This window comes from Bradyrhizobium sp. USDA 4353 (assembly GCF_054063215.1).
Map to the genome: position 1 here is coordinate 2,628,916 of NZ_JBSSGB010000001.1, position 21,543 is coordinate 2,650,458.

Below are 21,543 nucleotides of genomic sequence, written 5' to 3' on the forward strand. Positions count from 1 at the left end.
GTGTGGTGCTCTGCTACAGCTTCTGACGTAGTTCCATTTTCCGAGGCTGCTCCGCAGCAAATGATTGTCGCACTGCAGGGTGCGACAATCGATCCATTCCTTCTTGCGAAATTGGCCCGGATTCTGCTTTGACAGTCGCTTCGAAGGCTGATCCAATTTTGTGCAGCTCTGCGCTGATGCATCGCGGGGCGCTTTTTTTGGCATCAGCAACACCTTGGAGCCGATTGAATGAACGAGCGTGACCTCCGTAGCCAGATCGCTGACGTCAAAGCCGGGCGCCTGTCGCGGCGCGATTTTGTGCAGCGGATGATTGCCGTGGGGCTCACCGCGCCGATGGCCGGCGCGATGCTCTCTTATTCCGGCATCGCGGTTGCGGCCGACGCCATTCCTTACAAGCCGACCAAGGCCGGCGGCGGTGGTCCGCTCAAGCTTCTGCTGTGGCAGGCGCCGACCCTGCTCAATCCGCATTTCGCGATCGGCACCAAGGATCAGGAAGCCTGCCGGCTGTTCTACGAGCCGCTCGCCGGCTGGGACAAGGAGGGCAATCTCGTTCCGATCCTCGCGGCCGAGATTCCCAGCAAGGAGAACGGCGGTCTCGCCGCGGACGGATTGTCCGTGACCTGGAAGCTGAAGCCCGGCGTGAAATGGCATGACGGCAAGCCGTTCACCGCTGACGACGTGATCTTCAACTGGGAATACGCCAACAATCCCGAGACCTCGGCGGTCTCGATCGGCAGCTACAAGAACATCAAGGCGGTCGAGAAGATCGACGATCTCACCGTGAAGCTGATCTTCCCACAGCCGACGCCGTTCTGGGCCGACGGCTTCGTGGCCTCGTTCGGCTGCATCATTCCCAAGCATCACTTTGCCGACTACATCGGCGCGAAGTCGCGCGAGGCGCCGGCCAACCTGAAGCCGATCGGCACCGGCCCCTATATGTTCGTGGACTTCAAGCCGGGCGACACCGTCGCCGGCAAGCGCTTCCCGGACTATCACGTTGCCACGCAGCCCTATTTCGACACGGTCGAGATCAAGGGCGGCGGCGACGCAGTGTCGGCCGCGCGTGCCGTGCTGCAGACCGGCGAATACGACTACGCCTATAATCTTCAGGTCGAGGACGAGATCCTGCTGAAGCTCGAGGCCGGCGGCCAGGGCAGGGCGGATCTCACGCTGACCGGCCACATCGAATATATCGGCCTCAACGTCACCGATCCCAATACCGAGGTCGACGGCGAGCGCGCCAGCCTCAAGACCAAGCATCCGCTGTTCTCAGATCCGGAGGTGCGCAAGGCGCTCAACCTCCTGATCGACCGCGCCTCGGTGCAGAAGTTCATCTATGGCCGCGCCGGCGTCGCGACGCCGAACTTCCTCAACAACCCCGAGCGCTTCCGCTCGAAGAACAACACGTTCGAGTTCTCGATCGAGAAGGCCAACCAGATCCTAGATGCGGCCGGCTGGAAGAAGGGCTCCTCCGGCATTCGCGAGAAGGACGGCAAGCAACTGAAGTTCGTGTTCCAGACCTCGATCAACGGCCCGCGCCAGAAGAACCAGGCGATCATCAAGCAGGCCTGCCAGAAGGCCGGCATCGATGTCGAGCTGAAGTCGGTCGTGGCGTCGGTGTTCTTCTCCTCTGACGTCGCCAACCCCGACACCTACTCGCATTTCTACTGCGACATGCAGATGTACCAGACGACGATGCCGCAGGCCGATCCGCAGTTCTTCATGAACCAGTTCGCCTCGTGGGAATGCGCCACCAAGGAGAACAAGTGGCAGGGCCGCAACGTCTGCCGCTGGCAGAACAAGGAGTATGACGAGACCTACAAGCTCGCCCAGAGCGAGCTCGATCCCGTCAAGCGCGCCGCGCACTTCATAAAGCTCAACGACCTCGTCGTGCGCGACAATTACGTGCTGCCTGAGATCAACCGGCTCAACGTGATCGGCGTCAAGAACGGCATGGTGCTGTACAAGAGCGGCTGGGACAACGACCTCGCGTTCATCGCGACCTGGCATCGGGCGAGCTGACGCGGCCCGCATGACCAGCCAGACATCGTAGGGGTGGAGCGATGGGAAACTACCTTCTCAGGCGCCTCATCGTCGCTATCCCGAGCCTGCTCGGCATCAGTCTCATCCTGTTCGTGCTGCTCGCGCTCGCGCCGGGCGATCCGTTCGGCGAGCTCGCGAGCAATCCGAACGTGCCGCCCGAGGTGCGCGAGGCCCTGCGCATCAAGTTCGGGATGAACGATCCCGTGCTGGTGCGCTATGTGCGCTGGCTGTTCGCCATGTTCCAGGGCGATTGGGGCTTCTCCTTCGCAAGTCGCGTCAATGTGGACACTCTGATCCTGCAGCGGATTCCGACCACGCTCTACGTGGTCGGCACCGCGCAGATCCTCGCGCTCGCGGTGGCGCTGCCGGTCGGCGTGCTGGCGGCGCGGCGGCCGTATTCGATCTTCGACCAGATCGCCAACACCTTCGCCTTCATCGGCTTCTCGCTGCCGACCTTCTTCACCGGCCTGCTCTTGATCCTGATCTTCAGCGTCAATCTCGGCTGGCTGCCGTTCGTCTACCGCGCCGATCTGCAGGCGACGGGATGGCAATGGTGGTGGGAGAGCATCAAGCAGGCGATCATGCCGATCACCGTGCTCGGCCTGTACCAGGCGGCGTCCTACACCCGCTATGTGCGCTCGGCCGTGCTCGACGTCATCAAGCTCGACTATGTCACGACGGCGCGCTCCAAGGGCCTCGACGAGCGCAAGGTCATCGTCAAGCACGTCGTGCGCAACGCGCTGATCCCGGTGGTCACCTTGGTCGCGCTGCAAATGCCGACCGTGTTCGGCGGCGCCATCGTCACCGAGCAGATCTTCCGCATTCCCGGCATCGGCTCGCTCCTGATCAGCGCGATCCTCGCCAACGACACGCCCGTCATCATGGCGGTGACCTTCGTGTTCGCCTGCCTCGTCGTCCTCTTCAACCTCATCGCAGACATTCTGTATGGCTGGCTTGACCCACGCATCTCCTTCCGTTGAGACGGCGCCGGTCGCCGCGTCGCCGAAACGGCGGTTCTCGCCAGGCCGCGACGCGCTCCGCCGCTTCCTCCGTCACCGCCTCGCGGCGGCCAGCATCGTCGTGCTGCTGCTGCTCGCGCTGTCGATCGTGCTCGGCCCATTCCTGTGGCGGATCCCGATCAACGAGATTGACTTCACCGCGCGCCTGTCGCCGCCATCCTGGGAGCATCCGTTCGGTACCGACGATCTCGGCCAGGACCTCCTGGCGCGCATGATCTATGGCGGCCGCATCTCGCTCGCGGTCGGCTTCGCCGCGATGGGCGTGGCGCTCTTGGTCGGCATCGTCGTCGGCGCGCTCGCCGGCACCGCGAAGGGCCCAGTCGATGCCGCGCTGATGTGGCTCACCGACCTGTTCCTGTCGCTGCCGCAACTGCCGCTGCTGCTGCTGATCATCTATCTGTTCCGCGACTTCCTCAAAGGCTGGCTCGGTCCCGAGGGCGGCGTCTTCGTGCTGATCGTGCTCGTGATCGGCGGATTCCGCTGGATGCCGGTGGCTCGCCTGGTGCGCGCGCAGTTCCTGTCGCTGCGCGAGAAGGAGTTTGTCGAGGCCGCGCGCGCGCTCGGCGCGTCGAACCTCCGTCTCATCGTCCGTCACATCCTGCCGAACGCGCTGGGCCCAGTCATTGTCGCCGGCACGATCGACGTTGCGGCTGCGATCATTGCGGAGTCGACCCTGTCGTTCCTCGGTCTCGGCTTTCCGCCTGACATTCCGACCTGGGGGCGGCTGCTGTTCGACGCCAAGGACTATCTCGACATCGCGCCGCATTGGGCGCTGTTCGCCGGCGGCGCGATCTTCCTCACGGTCATCGCGATCAACTTCATCGGCGACGGCCTGCGCGATGCGCTCGATCCGCGGAAGGTGATGTGATGGACGCTCGTGTCACGCCGCTCCTCGAGATCAAGGGGCTCAAGACCTATTTCAAAACCGACGAGGGCCAGGTCCAGGCCGTCGACGGCGTCGACATCACCATCAATCGTGGCGAGACGCTGTGCGTGGTCGGCGAGTCCGGCTCGGGCAAGACTGTCACCGCGATGTCGGTGCTGAAGCTGATCGCGATGCCGCCCGGCCGCATCGCCGGCGGCCAGATCCTGTGGCAGGGGCGGGACCTCGTGCCGCTGCCGACCTCCGAGCTCAATCGCATCCGCGCCAGCGAGATCGCGATCGTGTTCCAGGAGCCGATGACCTCGCTCAACCCGGTCTACACCGTCGGCGACCAGATCGCCGAGGTGATCCGGCTGCATCAGGGCCTGTCGAAGAAGGCGGCAATGGACCGCGCGGCGGAGATGCTGGCGCTGGTGCAGATTCCGAATCCGAAAGCTCGCGTGCACGACTATCCGCACCACTTCTCGGGCGGCATGCGTCAGCGCGTGATGATCGCGATGGCGCTGTCGTGCAATCCAAAGCTCCTGATCGCCGACGAGCCGACCACCGCGCTCGACGTGACGATCCAGGCGCAGATCCTCGATCTGCTGCTCGACATGAAGGAGCGGCTCGGCATGTCGATCATGCTGATCACCCACGCGATGGGCGTGGTCGCCGAGGTCGCGCAACGCGTCGTCGTGATGTATGCGGGGCGGGTGGCCGAGGAGGCGCCGGTCGAGCGCCTGTTTGCCAATCCGCGCCATCCCTACACGCAAGGCCTGATCCGCTCGATCCCGCGCATCGATCTCGCCGCGGTCAAGAAGAGCCGGCTGGAGAGCATTCCGGGCAGCGTGCCGAAGCTGATCAATCCGCCCGAAGGCTGCCGCTTCGCCTCGCGCTGCGGCTTTGCCATTCCCGAGTGCCGGCGCGCGCAGCCGCCGCTGCGCGAGATCGAGCCCGGCCACAAGGTGGCGTGCATCCGCGCCGAAGAGACGTTGTCGTGATGACCGAAGCTGTCACTGCTCCCGCCGCCGCGCCGGCGCCGCTGCTCACCGTGCGCAACCTGACCAAGGCGTTCCCGATCAAGGGCGGATTGTTGAAGCGCCAGATCGGCAGCGTGCGCGCGGTCGACGGCGTCAACTTCCACATCCAGCCGAGCGAGACCTTCGGCCTCGTCGGCGAGTCCGGCTGCGGCAAGTCGACGACGGGCCGCTGCGTGCTTCGGCTGATCGAGCCGAGCTCGGGCGAGCTGAACTTCGAGGGCAAGGACGTGATCTCGCTGTCGGGCGAGAGCCTGCGCGCACTGCGACGCGACATCCAGATCATCTTCCAGGACCCTTACGCCTCGCTCAATCCGCGCATGACCATCGGCGCCATCATCGGCGAGGCGCTGACGATCCATGGGCTCGCATCCTCGCGTCAGCAATACGAGGAGCGCATCGTTCATCTCTTGGAGACCGTCGGCCTGCAGGCCGATCACATGACGCGCTATCCGCACGAATTCTCCGGCGGCCAACGCCAGCGCATCGGCATTGCCAGGGCGATCGCGGTCGAGCCCAAGCTGATCATCTGCGACGAGCCGGTGTCGGCGCTCGACGTCTCGATCCAGGCCCAGGTCATCAATTTGTTGGAGGACCTGCAGCAGAAGTTCGGCATCGCCTATCTGTTCGTCGCGCACGATCTCTCCGTGGTCGAGCACATCAGCCGCCGGGTGGCCGTGATGTATCTCGGCCGCATCGTGGAGACCGCGCCGTCACGCCAGCTGTATTCGACGCCGAAGCATCCCTACACCGAGGCGCTGCTGTCCGCCGTGCCGATCCCCGACCCGAGCGTCAAGCGCAAGCGCATTCGGCTCAAGGGGGAGGTGCCGAGCCCGATCAATCCGCCGTCCGGCTGTCACTTCCACACCCGCTGCCCCATCGCCAAGGACGTGTGCAGCAAGGAAGTGCCGCCGCTCAAGGCCAGCGAAGAGGGCCATCTCGTCGCCTGCCATTTCCGCTAAGCCAGAGAGCGATATGTTTCCACGGATCGTATGATGGCAATCTCGCGCGTTTAGCGCCACTCTGGAAGTCAGCCCCGCTGCCACCCTCCCTGGAGGGGGAGGGTCGGATCACATGGAGCGCAGCGCAATGTGATCCGGGGTGGGGTGATCTCTCCACTTGCACCGGCTCCGGCCGAGAGATCACCCCACCCCGCTCGCCCGCTTCGCGTGCGATCGACCGTCCCCCGCCGGGGGAGGGTGAGACTGAGATCGCGGCGTTTGTCGTCGCCTTGGCGTTCACGCCGCCTGACGGTCCGAAATCAGCGCCGTCAAACGTGCCGACTGTTCGGCATTGAGCGTGAACTGAACCAGCGCGGTGCGATCGCCAACACGCGTGACCGTGCCGGGCAGATCCGACACCATGCCGGTGATCGCAAGCGTCACGGGCGTGTTCACCGACAGCCGGACCGGGATCTGTTCGAGCAGCGCGCCGCCCAGCGACAGGTTGCGCACGGTCATGCCGACGGGCTCGCCGTTCACCCGAAGCATGCCCGGTCGGTTGATGTTGAGTCGCGTCGACAGGCGGCGGTCGACATCGGACGTCGAGGTCCGGATCACCCGCACCAGCTCGGTGCGCAGGCGCTGGACCTTCTCGGCGACGGTGCTCGATCCATCGCGAATGTCGGTCGAACGACGACCGGCTTCGCTGGCCTCGCGCGAAACCTCCGAGATCTGGCTCGCGACCTCGCGGGCCGCCGCCGAGGTTTCCTCGACGGTGCGCGAGATCTCCAGGGTGACGCTGTTCTGAGCCTGGATCGCATCGGCAATTCCGGAGGACACGGCCTCGACGTTGCGGATCACCTCGCCGATCGCCCCGATCGAGGTCACCGAGGCGCGCGTCGACTCCTGGATCTCCGCGATCTGCTGCGCAATCTCGCTGGTCGCCTTGGCGGTCTGCTCGGCAAGCGATTTGACCTCGGAGGCGACCACCGCAAAGCCGCGGCCGGCCTCGCCGGCGCGCGCGGCCTCGATGGTCGCGTTCAGCGCCAGCAGATTGGTCTGGCCGGCGATCTCGCTGATCAGGCTGGTCACGGCGCCGACCTTGTCGGCCGCTTCCGACAGTTTCGCGATCGTGGCCTGCGCCTCGGACGACGCTGCTACGGCCTTACGGGTCAGCTCACGCGACGAGCTGACCTGATTGGAGATCTGCGAGATCGAGGCGGCGAGCTGCGACGACGCCTTCGCGACAGTCTGCGTCGTAGCCAGCGCCTGCTCGGCGGCGGCCGCCACGCTGCTGGAGTTGCGCTCGAGGGTCAGCGCGCTCTCCGTCATCGACTTCGCATTGTTGGCCATCTGCCCGGTGCCTTCGGCGACCTCGCCGACCGCGGTGCTCGCGGCGCGCTCGACCGCTTCGGCCATCTCCTGAAGGGCCTTGCTCTTGACGCGCTCGGCGACTTGGCGCTGCTCGTCCTCGAGCATAGCGGTCTGCTGAGCCTTCTCCTCGGTCTTTCAACCGGAACTGCTCGATGGAGCGAGCCATGTCGCCGAGCTCGTCGCTGCGATTGAGGCCGGGCAGCTTGATGGCGAAATTGCCGTGACCGAGCTCGTTCAGCGCGCCGCTCATCGAGGCCAGCGCCGACGACATCCGTCGGGCGATGATCAAGGTGATGGAGCCGATGATCAGCATCACCAGCATGGCCGCAATGAACACGCCGCGCTTGCTCTCCCACATCTGTGCTTCGAGATCGTCGACATAGACGCCGGTGCCGATGACCCAGCCCCAGGGCTCGAAGCCGGCGACATAGGACATCTTCGGTTGCGGCGCGTCCTTGCCGGGCTTCGGCCACATGTAGTCGACGACGCCGGCGCCCTGCCGTTTCACCACATCGGTCATCTCGACGAACAGCCGCTTGCCCGTGGGGTCCTTGTTCTCGGCGAGGCTCTGGCCGTTCAGCTCCGGCTTGATCGGATGCATGACCATCTTCGGAGCCATGTCGTTGATCCAGAAGTAGTCGCCGCTGCCATAGCGCAGCTTGCCGATCCGCTCGGCCGCCTTCTTCTGGGCGACCTCAGGCGCCACCTTGTCGCGCGCGACCGCATCGTACTCCTCGCGGGCAATGCTGACAGCCGTCTGCGTCAGATGGATCAGCTCGCTCTGCCGCTGGTCCTTCAGTGCGGTTTCGAGATTCTGAGTCTGCGTCGCGGCGAGTCCAGCGAGTCCGCAGAAGGACAATCCGATGATCGCGTAGATACGGAGGGCAAGCGAGAAACGCGGCTGAGCCATGGAGCTGTCCGGGCAGGAGTGAATCCAAATGCCAATGGTTTTACGGAATTGCAGTTGATGCCCGGTTAAGTGCGGATGGTAACATGTTGTTGGAGCGGGTCGAAATCACGTAGTTTTACGGTGTTCGTGCCGTCTCTCTCCCGCGGTTCAACTCACTTATTTGTAGGATGTAGTTGAGCAGGTCGGGGCGCGGCGTCCCCGTCGCGCTCGATCATGGCGGCGGGGGCCTCGGTCGTCGACGGCCGCTCAGCGTCAGACGAGCTTGATGACATCCGGCGCAGCGTCGTCTTTCAATCGTGCGACCAGGCTGGCGCGGCGGGTGAGGACGGCGCGCTGGTTGATATAGCCCTTGTCGGTGATCTCGCCGGCATCCAGCGATGGCGGCTCGGCCATCAGCAGCGCGCGCGTCGCATAGCGCGACGAGCCGACCGCCTCGGTGCGGAGCTTTGCGAGCCCTTGCATGATGGCCTCGCGCACGGACGGATGCGCCAGCACGTCGCCCGCTGTCGCAGTGTCTGTTAGTCCGGCCCTGGCGCGGCAGGCTGCGATGTTCGGCACGATCAGGAACTGCACCTCGTCGGTGCCGTGGCCGGCGATGACGATGTCCTGCGCCAGCGGCGCCAGCGCAGCGATGCCGGCGACGCGCAGCGCGCCGACATTCACCCAGGTCCCGGAGGAGAGCTTGAAATCCTCGGTGATGCGGCCGTCGAAGAACAGCCCGCGCTCCGGATGATCGGGATCCGCGAGCTTCACGGCATCGCCGATCTTGTAGAAGCCTTCCTCGTCGAACGCCGCAGCGGTGACCTCCGGCGCCTTCCAATAGCCCGGCATCACATTGGGCCCGCGGACGCGGACCTCGAGCTTTTCGCCTGTTGGCACCAGCTTGAGCTCGGTGCCGGGAATCGGCACGCCGATATTGCCGGCGCGCTCGGCGAAGAAGTGGCAGTCGGTGGCGAGCGGCGACGTTTCGGTCGCGCCCCAGGCCGAGACCAGCGGGGCAGGGCGGCCGATCGTGGCCAGGCTCATCTCGTTGAGCGCGTCCCACAGATTCTGCGGCAGCGCCGCCGCCGCGTAGAGGATGCATTTCACGCCGGAGAAGAATTTACGACGGAGATCCTCGTCTGCCCTGAGCGCTGTCACCAGCATGTCGAAGCCGCGCGGCACGTTGAAGTAGATCGTCGGCACCATGCTTCGGAGATTGGCGAGCGAGGTCTCGAACAGGCCGGGCGCCGGCTTGCCGCCGTCGATATAGATCGAGCCGCCATGGGCGAGCACCAGGTTGAAATTGTGGTTGGCGCCGAAGGTGTGGCTCCAGGGCAGCCAGTCGACGATGACGGGGCCGCCCTCGACCTCGCGCAGGAAGGTCCACAGCTGGCCCTTGGCCTGCTGACTCATCGTCAGCATCCCGTGCGTGTTGATCACCGCCTTCGGCTGCCCGGTCGAGCCCGATGTGAACAGCAGTTTTGCGATCGTCTCCGGTGTGACCGCAGCGAAGGCGCGATCCACCTCGGGGCCGGGCTTGGTGGACAGCACGGCTTGCAACGCGACGGTGTTCGTCCCCTCGCCATCGCCACTGATGATCACTGCGCGGTGCAGGCCGTCGACCGCCGCTAGCGCGCGGGCGAAGGCGCCGTGCGCGGCGACGAAGATGGCGCCGGGATCGAGCAGCCGGATCATGGCCCGCAGCTTCTCGTGATCGGTCGACATCAGCGAGTAGGCCGGCGAGATCGCGCAGACGGGGATGCCGACATGCTGCGCCGCGAGCGCCAGCACGGCATGCGCAATGCTGTTGTCGGAGAGGATCGCGAGCGGGCGCTCGGCGCTGAGGCCGTACGCGAGCAGCCACGCCGCGGCGGCGCGGACCTGCGTCAGCGTCTCGCCATAGGTCAGCCAGGTCCAGGTGTCGCCGCGACGCTCGGCCAGGAAGGTCCGGTCTGGCGCGTCGCGCGCCCACGTCTCCAGCCATTCGCCGGTGCAACGCGGGGCAGGCTGCAGCTTCATGCGCGAGCGCAGGATGATCGCGCCGTCCTCGCGCCGGATCGCCTCGATGGAGGGAGCGGCGAACATCGCGGGGGCTGACTGGAGATGGCGTTCGGCGCTAGCCATGGCCGGCCTCCTCCGGCGAGTGATCGAAAGAGCCGCGCTCGGCTCTGTTGCGCCGCCGCATTGCCGTTGCAATGCGCTCAGCCATGGCCATCGACGATGACATGGCTCCTCCTCCATCTTGTATTCGTTGCGGACCAGACTAACAGAATGGTTGTGAACTGCAATTATTGCTGATGTGACCATTTGTGGCGGCTTGTGCGCGGGATGCGCCCGGTCTAGGCATGGGCGTCTCATACCAGCGAGCCAGCATGTCGAAGAGCGCAGGCGCACGGGCGCAACGAGATGAAGCCGGACATGATGCTGCGATCCGCCTCGGCGAGCTCGAGAGCCATCTCGGCTATTTCGTCCGCCGCCTGCAGCACTGGATCTTCCGCGACGCCAACGCGGCGCTGGCGCCGCTCGAGCTCGACGTCATCCTCTATTCGATCCTGGAGACGATCGCCGCCAATCCCGGTGCCACGCAGATTGCCGTTGCCGGCGCGCTCGGCATCGAGCGCGCGCGCATGGTCGCGCTGCTCGACGATCTGCAGCAGGCCGGGCTGATCGTGCGTGAGCGCTCCGAGCAGGACCGCCGGGCGCATGCGCTCGGCCTGACGCCGCGCGGCCGGATGATCCTGAAGAAGGCGAATGCGCTGGTGGCCGCCCACGAGAAGCGCGTGGCGCGCCGGCTCGGCGCCGACAATTATCGCCGCGCGCTCGCCGCGCTGGCGCAGTTCGAGAGCGATTAGACGCAGACCGATGGGACTCTTCGCTGACGGCATTGTCGCGAGCCTCCTGCTGCCGCACCAATGCGCATCGGCAACACGCAGCCAGCACGCGAACGCGGTACTGACGCAAATCTACCTCAAGGCAGGAAAAAGAAAAGATACATCCTTGGGGTGTTGCCCCGCAGGCGACGCCGCGGCCACGTCGGAATGGGATGCGAGATGCGTCGAGGAGATCTCAGCTCGCTGCTTCCAGCCGCTCTTCGGTCAGCAGCCGCATCGCGGCGTCGGCATCCATCGGCTCGCCGAAGGCGTAGCCTTGCGCGTATTCGCAGCCGAGCTGATAGAGCTCGACCGCATCGGAGTCGGTCTCGGCGCCTTCCGCCACCACGTCCATGCCGAGGTCGTGGGCGAGCGCGATGATCGATTTGAGGATCACCGGCCGGGTGCCGCGCGCGGTGGTGCGCACGAAGGACTGGTCGATCTTCAAGGTGTCGAACGGGAAGCGCTGCAGATAGGCCAGCGACGAATGGCCGGTGCCGAAATCGTCTATCGATAGGCCGACGCCGAGCTCGCGGATTCGCGCCAGCATCTGCGCGGCGTGCTCCGGGTTCTCCATGACCAGCGATTCCGTCAGCTCGATCTTGAGCGAGCCGCGCGCCACCGAGGAGCGCGCCAGCACCGAGCGGATGTCGTGGATCAGGTCGTGGCGCAGTAGCTGGCGCGAGGAGACGTTGACGCTGGCGAAAATAGGTTCGCGCAGCCGCGTCGCGCGCTGCCAGACCGAGAGCTGGCGGGCGGTCTGGTCGAGCACGAAGGTGCCGAGGTCGACGATCAGGCCGATCTCTTCGGCGATGGTGATGAACTCGTTCGGCGACATCCGGCCGAGCTTCGGATGATCCCAGCGCGCCAAGGCCTCGAAGCCGGCAATCGAGCGATCCTCCAGCCGGACGATGGGTTGGTACAGGATGGTGATCTCCTGGCGCTCGATCGAGCGGCGCAGCTCGCTCTCGAGCGTCAGGCGGTCGTTCTTGCGCGCGCGCATCGCCGGCTTGTAGACGTCGATGCGGTCGCCGCCGATGCGCTTGGAGTGATACATCGCAAGCTCGGCATCCTTGATGATGTCCTCCGACAGCTGCGTCTGCGGATCGGACAAAGCGAGCCCGATCGAGGCGGTCAGGAAGATCTCGCGCTCGTTGAAGGCGATCGGCGCGCGGATGGTCTTGCGGATGGTCTCGGCAAAGGCGGTGATGCGGGCCGGGTCCTGCTCGGACAGCAGGATCAGGCCGAACTGATCGCCGGCCAGCCGCGCCAGCGTGTCCTGGGGCTTGAGGATGCGCGACAGCCGCCGCGCCAGCGTCAGCAGGATGGAATCGCCGACCGCGATGCCGACGGAATCGTTGACCTGCTTGAAGCGGTCGAGATCGATCACCATCAGGGTCGGCCGCAGGGTCGGCATCGTCTTGGCGAAATTGGCGACGGCAGCGAGGCGGTCGATGAACAGCTTGCGGTTGGGCAGGCCGGTCAGATTGTCGTGCACGCTGTCATGGAGCAGGCGCTCCTCAGCATTCTTGAACTCGGTCACATCCGTCAGCGTGCCGACGACGCGCGAGACCTCACCGTCCGAGCCGACGACGGGGCGCGCCTTGAGCGCGAACCACATGAAATGCCCGTCGGGCGTGCGCAGCCGGAAATCCTGCACGAGGCGGCCGCGGCGCTGGTCGAGGACGCTATCGAGCGCGGCGCGGAAACGGTCCTGGTCGAGCGGATGCAGCACCTCGAGCCATTTCGCCGCCGGGCCTTCCAGCGTGCCGCGCTTGAGCCCGAGCAGGCTTTCGGTCTCCGGGCTGGTGAACACCTTGTCGGCGGAGACGTCCCAGTCCCAGATCAGGTCGCCGGAGCCGGCCAGCGCCAGCGCGCGGCGCTCGACGTCGGAGACGATGCCGGTGGTGGCGCCGCCGCCGGCGAAGGCGTGCTGCATCACCGTGAAGCCGATCAGCATCACGATCAGCACGAGGCCGCCGAGCAAAGCCGGGCCGACGATGTCGTTGGTGACTTGGCCCGCCACCGTCATGCTGGCGGCGCCGACCCACACGGTCAGCAGGAACCAGGTCGGGATCAGCAGCACCGCGCGGTCGAAGCCGTGGCTGGAGAGATAGACGATCAGCGTGAAGCCGAGCACCGCGATCAAGAGCAGCGAGATGCGCGCGATGCCCGAGGCGACGGCCGGATCGAACAGCGCTACCGCGACCAGGGAGCCCAGGAAGAACAGCCAGCCGAGCGTGATGTGCGAATAGCGCACATGCCAGCGCGAAAGATTGAGATAGGCAAACAGGAACACCAGCAGGGTCGCGGCCAGGATCGCCTCGCCGGACGCGCGCCACACGCGCTCGGCATTGTTCGACATGTCCAGGACCTTGCCCCAGAAGCCGAAATCGACGCCGATATAGACCAGCACCGCCCAGGCCAGCGCAGCAGCAGCCGGAAACATGATGCTGCCCTTGACCACGAACAGGATGGTGAGGACGAGAGCAAGAAGACCGGAGATGCCGATCACGATGCCCTGGTACAAGGTGAACGAGTTGACCTTGTCCTTGTAGGCCTCCGGCTCCCACAGATAGAGCTGCGGCAGCTTGTCGGTGCGCAATTCGGCGACAAAGGTCACGACCGAGCCGGGATCGAGGGTGACGCGGAAGACGTCGGCGGTCGGGCTCTCCTGCCGCTCCGGCAGGTCGCCGATCGAGGGCGTGATGGTCGCGATGCGCGACAGGCCGAGATCAGGCCACAGCACGCCGGAGCCGACCACGCGGTAATGCGGCGCGACGATCAGGCGGTCGAGCTGGTCGTCGGTATTGTTGGCCAGCGCGAACACGATCCAGTGCTGGCCCCCCTCGCGGGCTCGCACCTCGATGCGGCGGACGATGCCGTCGGTGCCGGGCGCGGTGGAGACCTGGATGCGGTCGTTCTCGCTGCGCTGGTGATCGAGGATGCCCGTCAGGTCAATGGCAGGCGCGTCGCTGCGGACGCTGACGGCGTCAACGGCCTGAGCGGGAGCAGCGGCACCACACAGCACGAGGCCCAGCGCCACCAAGGACGCCAGGCACCTGACCAGACGCAATGTCAAATCTCCGCGTTCGACACCCAACCACAGCGAAACAGTTCAAACTTAAAGGCACGTTCGCAAAGGATTTGGAGCCGTTCCAGGCACGGTTCAGATGTGCGCGATCATTGGCACGAAAGCGAGGAAAATCAAAGAGTTTCCAAACACGCTCTGTTTAGAGAGCGACTAGATTTCCAACACAATTTTGCCAATATGTTGGCTCGTCTCCATGCGTGCATGGGCTTTTGCTGCATCCACCAGTGGAAAGCTCGAGTCCATCAGGGGCTTGATGCGGCCCTCGCGCAGGAACGGCATCACCTTGACCTCGATCGCCGCCACCATCGCCGCCTTGTCGGCATTGCTGCGCGGACGCAGGGTCGAGCCGGTGTGGGTCAGGCGCTTCACCATCAGCTTGACGAAGTTGACATTGGCCTTGGGGCTGCCGAGGAAGGCGATCTGGACGATGCGGCCGTCGGTCGCCGCCGCGTCGTAATTGCGCTCGATGTAGTCGCCGCCGACCATGTCGAGGATGACATTGGCGCCCTTGCCGCCGGTCGCTTCCTTCACAACGGCGACGAAATCCTCGGTCTTGTAGTTGATGGCGCGGTCAGCACCCAGCTTGACGCAAGCGTCCGCCTTGTCCTGCGATCCGACCGTGACCAGCACCTTGGCGCCGAACGCCTTGGCGAGCTGGATCGCCATGGTGCCGATGCCCGAGGATCCGCCATGCACCAGCAGGGTCTCGCCCTCCTTGAGGCCGCCGCGCTCGAACACGTTGTGCCAGACCGTCATCAGGGTCTCGGGCAGGGCGCCGGCCTCCTTGATCGACAGCGCCGGCGGCACCGCCATCGCCTGGGCGTCCTGTGCGATGCAATATTCGGCGTAGCCGCCACCGGCGACCAGCGACATTACGCTGTCGCCGAGCTTGTGCCGGACAGCACCTTCGCCGACCGCCACCACCTCGCCGGCCACTTCCAGCCCCGGCAGGTCGCTGGCACCGGGCGGCGGCGGATAGCTGCCGGAGCGCTGCGCGACATCGGGACGGTTCACGCCGGCGGCCTTCACCTTGATCAGGATCTCGCCCGGACCGGGCTTCGGCACAGGCCGGGTCTCCGGTTTGAGCACCTCGGGTCCGCCCGGCTGGCTGATGGCGACCACGGTCATTTGCGCGGGCAGCTGTTCCATGAGAGATCCTTAACGGAGTAATCAAGCGGGTGCTGCGGCGTGCTTAAGCCAGCCCGGGCCCCGCTGGCAACCGGGAGAGGGTGAAGATGGCAAACGAGGACGACGACCGGCCGCGCAAGGCCGGCTCGCACGAGATCGGCCAGGACCTGTCGATGCTCTCGGTCGAGGAGCTGACCGGCCGCATCGCGCTCCTGCGCGGCGAGATCGAGCGCATCGAGCAGGCGGTGGCCAAGAAGCGTGCCTCGCGCGATGCCGCCGCCAGCATCTTCAAGTCCTGAACACGTTCCGGGGGCACGTGGAAATACGGTCGGCCAGTGGCCGACATGGCTAATGAAGTTTGAAAAATTTCCGCCATTTACGGTTGATTAAGCTTTCGCGTTTACAACCGGAACCGTCCTCGTTTGGACACCGAGTGGCTCCTGTCCACTCTGTTTGACGCCTCCCTGTTATCAACTTCAAAGCCGCCGGCAACGGCGGCTCTTTTTTTGCCCGATCGGTATCGGTGAGCCGATCGCTGTACGGGGTTGTTAACCCATCGCACGACGAGGCGGCGGCCCTCGCTCATTGCGAGGAACGGCGCGTGCGGCTCCGTCTTGAGACACCGTCTCGGTCTTCCGTCGGCCAACCGGCACAAACCTTGTGTGCAGCGGCTGGGGACGAATGTCGTCCTCCTCCGACCGCACATTATTGCCGTGATTGTGTTTGCTAGTTGATCGCGTGAGGCGACTCGGCCGGCTCGGCCGTGCCGCAGCCGCAAGTGGTACGAGGGCACGGTGCATCCCACGCCGTGGAAACCATAAACGGCGTTGCTGCTGGACTCTCGAAACCGGCCGCGCAATGATTTGTTCATCATACCGGCGCGGTTGCCGGATTGCCTAATCAGTCGCGTATAAGAGGCGTTAACCATGTCGGACCGTTTGCTGGGCGATGGCGCTCTTGTTCAGTTCAATGAGCGGCTCACCAACTCTGCTGCATTCGGCGCGCTGTTCCGGGAAGGCATGGATCTGGTCGAGGAGACCGCCGCCTATCTCGACGGCGAGGGCCGCAACGAGGCCAAGGCGCTGGATCGGGCCGTCAGCCTGACCTACGCGACCGAGAGCATGCGTCTGACCACGCGGCTGATGCAGCTTGCCTCCTGGCTGCTGCTGCACCGCGCGGTGAAGGAGGGCGAGATGACCCTCGGCCAGGCCAACCGCGAGAAGACCAAGGTCAAGCTCACCGCCGCCGATCCGGGCCCGGCCGACCTGCTCGAGAAGCTGCCGCAGCAGCTCCAGGATCTGATCGCCCGCTCGATGAGCCTACAGGCCCGGGTGCGCCGCCTCGACGCCACCATCCATTCGCCGCCGCCGGACCAGAGCGCGATCGGCAATCCCCTGGTGCCGCATCTCAACCGGCTGAAGGCTGCGTTCGAGCAGTAAGCCGCTGACCTACGGCTCGGCCCCGCCGAGCCGGGTCGTTTCGGCAGTTATCCGGCCAAACAAAAACGCCCCCGTGTCCGGGGGCGTTTTGCTGTGAGGGTCTGTCGAATGGCCGTTGGGCCGCGCGAAGCGGCTCCGAAAGGCATCAATCCTTCTTGAGGAAGCCCTGGAACTTCTTCTGGAAGCGCGAGACGCGGCCGCCGCGGTCCATGATCTGCTGGGTGCCGCCGGTCCAGGCCGGGTGCGACTTCGGGTCGATGTCGAGGTTGAGCTTGTCGCCCTCTTTGCCCCAGGTCGAGCGGGTCTGGTACTCGGTGCCGTCGGTCATCACGACCGTAATCGTATGATAATTCGGGTGAATGTCGGCTTTCATGGCAGATCCTAGCGAGTGATGCGAAGACATGACGCGGCGCGGCCGCGCCTGATCCTGTCGTCACTGAAGGGGGACAATTGGCGCGCTCTATAGCCCAACGTCCTGCCCAAAACAAGCCAAGCTCTTGGATGAGCACCTTGGTACGTTTCCGGATTTGCAAACTCCGGCCCGGAAGGCCTATCTGGACGCCAGATCGGTATTTGGAAGAATTCTTAGGTGGCCCATGAGCGCAGTGGAACGGCTTGACGAACGGCATAACGTTGCCGGGCAGGATCCGGTCGGAGATGCCGTCGCGGCCGTGGAGGCGTTGGCCGAGCCGGCAAGCCCGGTCCGCCGCTCCAAGCTTCGCCCGCTGCTGGCGCTGTCGCCCTACATCATGCGCTATCGCGGCCGCGCGGTCCTGGCGCTGATCTCGCTGACGGTTGCCGCCCTGACCACGCTGCTGGTGCCGGTCGCGGTCCGCCGCATGATCGATTTCGGCTTCACGCCGAAGGGCATCGAGCTGATCAACAGCTACTTCAGCGTCATGATCGCGGTGGTCGCCGTGCTCGCGGTGGCGAGCGCCGCCCGCTACTACCTGGTGATGACGATCGGCGAGCGCATCGTCGCCGACATCCGCCGCGACGTGTTCGCGCATCTGATGTCGCTGTCGCCGTCCTTCTTCGATTCCGCGCGGTCCGGCGAGCTGGTGTCGCGGCTGACCGCCGACACCACGCAGATCAAGTCGGCGGCCGGCGCCTCGGTCTCGATCGCGCTGCGCAATCTGCTGCTGTTTCTCGGCGCGACCGGCATGATGGTGTTCACGAGCCCCAAATTGTCCGGCTTCGTGCTGCTGGCGATCCCGCTGATCGTGCTGCCGCTGGTCGCGTTCGGCCGCTGGGTGCGCCGTCTCTCACGCAACGCGCAGGACACGCTGGCCGATGCCTCGGCCTACGCGTCCGAGCTGGTCGGTGCGATCAGGACGGTGCAGGCCTATACCAGCGAGAAGCTCGCCGCAGGGCGCTTCGGCGGCGAGGTCGAACAGGCTTATGAAGCCGCGCGCGTCTCGACCCAGGCGCGCGGCGTGCTCACCGCGATCATCATCTTCATCGTGTTCTCCAGCGTCGTCGCCATTCTCTGGGTTGGTTCGCACGATGTGCTGACCGGCAACATCAGCGCCGGCCGGCTCGGCCAGTTCGTGCTGTACGCCGCCTTCGCCGCTGCCGGCCTCGGCCAGCTCTCTGAGGTCTGGGGCGAGGTCTCGGCCGCCTCGGGCGCCGCCGAGCGCCTGTTCGAGTTGCTGCACGTGCAGCCTGAGATCAAGCCGCCGGCGCGTCCGCTGGCGCTGCCGGAGCCGGCCCGCGGCGACATCGGCTTCGACCATGTGAGCTTCGCCTATCCGAGCCGTCCCGATGTCCGTGTGCTGGAGGACGTGTCGTTTGCGATCCGCGCCGGCGAGAAGGTCGCAATCGTTGGTCCCTCGGGCGCCGGCAAGAGCACGCTGTTTCATCTGCTGCTGCGGTTCTACGATCCGGCCTCCGGCTCGATCTCCGTCGACGGCGTGCCGGTGCGCGCGGCTGACCCGCGCAAGGTGCGCGAGCGCATGGCGCTGGTGCCGCAGGAGTCGGTGGTGTTCGCGACCAGCGCGCGCGAGAACATCCGCTTCGGCCGCCCCGAGGCCACCGATGCCGAGGTCGAGCGCGCCGCCGATCTCGCCCATGCCAGCGAGTTCATCCGCCGCCTGCCGGAAGGCTTTGAGACGCAGCTCGGCGAGCGCGGCGTCACACTGTCCGGCGGCCAGCGCCAGCGCATCGCGATCGCCCGCGCCATCCTGCGCGACGCGCCTTTGCTCTTGCTCGACGAGGCAACGTCGGCGCTCGACGCCGAGAGCGAGACCCTGGTGCAGACCGCGCTCGAAGGCTTGATGAAGGACCGCACGACCTTGGTAATCGCGCATCGCTTGGCCACCGTGCTGTCCTGCGACCGCATCCTGGTCATGGACCACGGCCGCATCGTCGAGCAGGGCACGCATTCGTCGCTGGTCGCCGCCAACGGCCTCTATGCACGGCTGGCGCGGCTGCAGTTCGAGACCGTGTAGTTCCGGCAACAATGTGGGCGCTCGGCAACACCGCGAAATCTCGCCGCAGCCCCTGCAACCTTTCTCCGGCTTTGTACGTTCCCTGCGCGAAACTTCACGGCGCCATTCATGCTGTGGCGCCTATCGCACAGGATGAACCGTCATGCCCTATCGCCGCGGCAGCTTTGCCCTCACGCCCCCGTCCTTCGTGATCTTCGCCATCGCGCTGGTGCTCGCCCTCGTCGCGATGCTCGCCCACTACATGCACGCCTCCGTGCCGCTGCTGTCAGCCGCCCACGCCTTCGACGCGCTGGCGATCGCCTTCGTGGTGCTGACGATTGGCGTGCTGTTTCGGGGCGTGTGAGAAGTCCGACCATTTCGGTCCAGCACCGAAGCTGATGCGCTGGATTCGACAAATGGCTTGGGGCAAACCCTCTGCGCGGCGGACGGTGCAACCTCTCCCCGCCCTTTGCGGGGAGAGGTCGGATTGCGCAGCAATCCGGGTGAGGGGCATGGCACGATCGGAGCCGCATCGCAGATCCATCGGACTCGCAGGCCGGTGTTGATAGTTGGCCCCGCCCGTGTGGCCGCCCCTCACCCCGACCCTCTCCCCGTGAAGAACGGGGAGAGGGAGCACAGCGCCGTCGTGGTTGCTTCTGCGATTCAATATTTTTGCGTCGGCGTCCACGCCATGCGTAGCACCGGGCGGCCTGACGTTGGGTTGACGTCCTCCCCCGCGTCGACAAAGCCACTGCGCTTGTAGAAGCGGATGGCGCGCGCGTTGTCCTTGTTGACCAGCAGCGTGATGCCAGACGGAGACCGCTGCTTGGCGGCGTCAACGAGCTGCGTCGCGAGCGGTGAGCCCCAATGCTGCGGTGACACCACGAGCTGATCGAGATAGCCCGTCGCGTCGATGGTGACGAACCCCGCGAGCATCCTCTCCACTTCGGCCACGATCACTTCGGCGTTCGGCACCAGCTCGTTACGCCACCGCTCGCGCCACCACGGCACCCGCGCGGCGAAGTCGATCGCGGGGTAGGCGAGCTGCCACGTCTCCTGCCACAGCGCGATCGCCGCGTCCTCGTCCTCGGCGCGATAGGGACGCAGGGTGAAGCTCGAGGTCACCGCTCCGTCAGCTTCAATTCGATGCGACGGTTGCGTCGGAAGGCCTCTTCGGTGTTTGCGGCGTCGAGTGGCTGGAATTCGGCGAAGCCGGCGGCGACGAGGCGCTGGGCGGGGACGCCGAGCGAGATCAGATATTGCACCACCGAGATGGCGCGCGCCGACGACAATTCCCAGTTCGACTTGAACACCGGGCTGTTGATCGGCCTGACGTCGGTGTGGCCGTCGACCCGCAGCACCCACGAGATCTCGGACGGAATCTGCTTGTCGAGATCGACCAGCGCCGTCGCCACCGAGTTCAGCTCCTGCTGGCCCTCAGGCAAGAGCGTCGCCTGGCCGGTGTCGAAGAACACCTCGGACTGGAACACGAAGCGGTCGCCGACAACGCGGATGTCGGGGCGGTTGCCGAGGATGGCGCGTAAGCGGCCGAAGAACTCCGAGCGGTAACGCGTCAGCTCCTGCACCCGCTGCGCCAGGGCGACGTTCAGCCGGGAGCCGAGATCGGCGATCCGGTTCTGCGATTCCTTGTCGCGCTTCTCCGAGGCGTCGAGCGCATCCTCGAGCGCGGCGAGCTGGCGGCGGAGCGCGCTGATCTGCTGATTGAGGACCTCGATCTGCGCCAGCGCCCGCGCGGTGACCTGCTTCTCGGAGTCGAGCGCGCGGGTTGAGCTCGGTGGCGCGTCCGGCGGCATTGCTGCCGGCGTTGGCAAGGCCGTCATAGAGGCCCTTGATGCGGTCGCGCTCGGCCTCGGCATTCGACAGGCCGGCTCGCAGCTGCGCGACCTGATCGTCCAGCGACAGCTTGCCGAGCTTCTCCAACGACAGCATCTCGTTGAGCTGCGCGATCTTGGCGTTGAGCTGCTCCAGCGCCTTGTCCTTGCCGGTGACCTCCTGCGACAGGAAGAACTGCACCACCAGGAACACGGTCAGCAGGAACACGATCGACAGAACGAGCGTCGACAGCGCGTCGACGAAGCCGGGCCAGTAGTTCATGCCGGAGTCACCCCGGCGGGAACGCGCAAGCGCCATTCAGCGTCTCCTCAAGTCACGACCGGCCTGTGACACGGCCAGACTACTCCGAATGAGGAGCGACGGCCGATCCGCAGACTCGGTGCACCCTCTCCCCTTGTGGGAGAGGGTGGATCGCGCACGCGGAGCGGGCGCGAGCCGGGTGAGGGGGTTGTCTCCGCGGAAAGAACCCCTCACCCGGCGCGCATTCGCTTCGCTCATGCCCGCCACCCTCTCCCACAAGGGGAGAGGGTATACCGCCGCCGCGGCTAGAGAAGTGAG

The 21,543-nt window shown here is 65.5% G+C and carries 15 protein-coding genes and 2 pseudogenes; 10 read left to right on the forward strand and 7 right to left on the reverse strand.

The window, feature by feature from the left end; genetic code table 11:
• The first annotated feature begins 228 nt into the window (after positions 1 to 228).
• From ACVILH_RS11780 to ACVILH_RS11800, 5 genes are read left to right on the forward strand one after another with little or no spacing between them, the layout of a single operon-like run.
• Positions 229 to 2,022, forward strand: coding sequence for a peptide ABC transporter substrate-binding protein (locus ACVILH_RS11780; protein WP_456713034.1), 1,794 nt, complete (start codon positions 229 to 231; stop codon positions 2,020 to 2,022).
• 41 nt (positions 2,023 to 2,063) lie between these two features.
• Positions 2,064 to 3,023, forward strand: coding sequence for an ABC transporter permease (locus ACVILH_RS11785; RefSeq protein ID WP_456713035.1), 960 nt, complete (start codon positions 2,064 to 2,066; stop codon positions 3,021 to 3,023).
• Positions 2,989 to 3,930, forward strand: coding sequence for an ABC transporter permease (locus ACVILH_RS11790; protein WP_456713036.1), 942 nt, complete (start codon positions 2,989 to 2,991; stop codon positions 3,928 to 3,930). Before ACVILH_RS11785 ends, ACVILH_RS11790 begins: the two co-directional genes overlap by 35 nt.
• A complete protein-coding gene (locus ACVILH_RS11795; protein WP_456713037.1) occupies positions 3,930 to 4,928 on the forward strand; it encodes an ABC transporter ATP-binding protein in 999 nt (332 codons plus the stop codon). The genes ACVILH_RS11790 and ACVILH_RS11795 overlap by 1 nt, the downstream gene beginning before the upstream one ends.
• Complete coding sequence (locus ACVILH_RS11800; protein WP_456713038.1) at positions 4,928 to 5,926, forward strand: ABC transporter ATP-binding protein; 999 nt, start codon at positions 4,928 to 4,930, stop codon at positions 5,924 to 5,926. Before ACVILH_RS11795 ends, ACVILH_RS11800 begins: the two co-directional genes overlap by 1 nt.
• A gap of 276 nt (positions 5,927 to 6,202) precedes the next feature.
• On the opposite strand, the pseudogene ACVILH_RS11805 reads toward ACVILH_RS11800, so the two are convergent.
• Both ACVILH_RS11805 and ACVILH_RS11810 read right to left on the reverse strand, forming a co-directional pair.
• Positions 6,203 to 8,189 (reverse strand): annotated as a pseudogene (locus ACVILH_RS11805) (cache domain-containing protein).
• A gap of 252 nt (positions 8,190 to 8,441) precedes the next feature.
• Positions 8,442 to 10,295, reverse strand: coding sequence for a feruloyl-CoA synthase (locus tag ACVILH_RS11810; protein ID WP_456713039.1), 1,854 nt, complete (start codon positions 10,293 to 10,295; stop codon positions 8,442 to 8,444).
• Between the two features lie 248 nt (positions 10,296 to 10,543).
• Between ACVILH_RS11810 and ACVILH_RS11815 the strand changes: the two genes are divergently transcribed.
• Positions 10,544 to 11,023 carry a MarR family winged helix-turn-helix transcriptional regulator gene (locus ACVILH_RS11815; protein ID WP_456713040.1) on the forward strand — a complete coding sequence of 160 codons (480 nt, stop codon included), beginning with the start codon at positions 10,544 to 10,546 and terminating at the stop codon, positions 11,021 to 11,023.
• Between the two features lie 214 nt (positions 11,024 to 11,237).
• On the opposite strand, the gene ACVILH_RS11820 is transcribed toward ACVILH_RS11815, so the two are convergent.
• Together ACVILH_RS11820 and ACVILH_RS11825 are read right to left on the reverse strand one after the other, a co-directional pair.
• On the reverse strand, positions 11,238 to 14,117 hold the full coding sequence (locus tag ACVILH_RS11820; RefSeq protein ID WP_456713041.1) for an EAL domain-containing protein: 2,880 nt from the start codon (positions 14,115 to 14,117) through the stop codon (positions 11,238 to 11,240).
• Positions 14,118 to 14,285: 168 nt separating this feature from the next.
• Positions 14,286 to 15,284, reverse strand: coding sequence for an NAD(P)H-quinone oxidoreductase (locus tag ACVILH_RS11825; protein ID WP_456713042.1), 999 nt, complete (start codon positions 15,282 to 15,284; stop codon positions 14,286 to 14,288).
• Positions 15,285 to 15,370: 86 nt separating this feature from the next.
• On the opposite strand from ACVILH_RS11825, the gene ACVILH_RS11830 reads away from it, so the two are divergent.
• Positions 15,371 to 15,562 carry a DUF1192 domain-containing protein gene (locus tag ACVILH_RS11830; protein WP_456713043.1) on the forward strand — a complete coding sequence of 64 codons (192 nt, stop codon included), beginning with the start codon at positions 15,371 to 15,373 and terminating at the stop codon, positions 15,560 to 15,562.
• Positions 15,563 to 16,189: 627 nt separating this feature from the next.
• Positions 16,190 to 16,702: a protease adaptor protein RcdA gene (rcdA, locus tag ACVILH_RS11835; protein ID WP_006614619.1), complete on the forward strand. Its 513-nt coding sequence runs from the start codon at positions 16,190 to 16,192 to the stop codon at positions 16,700 to 16,702.
• Positions 16,703 to 16,847: 145 nt separating this feature from the next.
• Here rcdA and rpmE read toward each other — a convergent pair whose 3' ends face one another.
• Positions 16,848 to 17,075, reverse strand: coding sequence for a 50S ribosomal protein L31 (gene rpmE, locus ACVILH_RS11840; RefSeq protein ID WP_012046762.1), 228 nt, complete (start codon positions 17,073 to 17,075; stop codon positions 16,848 to 16,850).
• Between the two features lie 223 nt (positions 17,076 to 17,298).
• Between rpmE and ACVILH_RS11845 the strand changes: the two genes are divergently transcribed.
• The gene (locus ACVILH_RS11845; RefSeq protein WP_456713044.1) at positions 17,299 to 19,152 is read left to right on the forward strand and encodes an ABC transporter ATP-binding protein/permease; all 1,854 of its coding nucleotides are present in this window, start codon (positions 17,299 to 17,301) and stop codon (positions 19,150 to 19,152) included.
• A 142-nt stretch (positions 19,153 to 19,294) separates the two neighbouring features.
• Positions 19,295 to 19,495: a hypothetical protein gene (locus tag ACVILH_RS11850; RefSeq protein ID WP_006614616.1), complete on the forward strand. Its 201-nt coding sequence runs from the start codon at positions 19,295 to 19,297 to the stop codon at positions 19,493 to 19,495.
• A 299-nt stretch (positions 19,496 to 19,794) separates the two neighbouring features.
• On the opposite strand, the gene ACVILH_RS11855 is transcribed toward ACVILH_RS11850, so the two are convergent.
• Both ACVILH_RS11855 and ACVILH_RS11860 read right to left on the reverse strand, forming a co-directional pair.
• On the reverse strand, positions 19,795 to 20,256 hold the full coding sequence (locus ACVILH_RS11855) for a GNAT family N-acetyltransferase (protein WP_456713045.1): 462 nt from the start codon (positions 20,254 to 20,256) through the stop codon (positions 19,795 to 19,797).
• A pseudogene (locus ACVILH_RS11860) lies at positions 20,253 to 21,282 on the reverse strand (peptidoglycan -binding protein). The gene ACVILH_RS11855 and the pseudogene ACVILH_RS11860 overlap by 4 nt, the downstream one beginning before the upstream one ends.
• Positions 21,283 to 21,543: the final 261 nt, after the last annotated feature.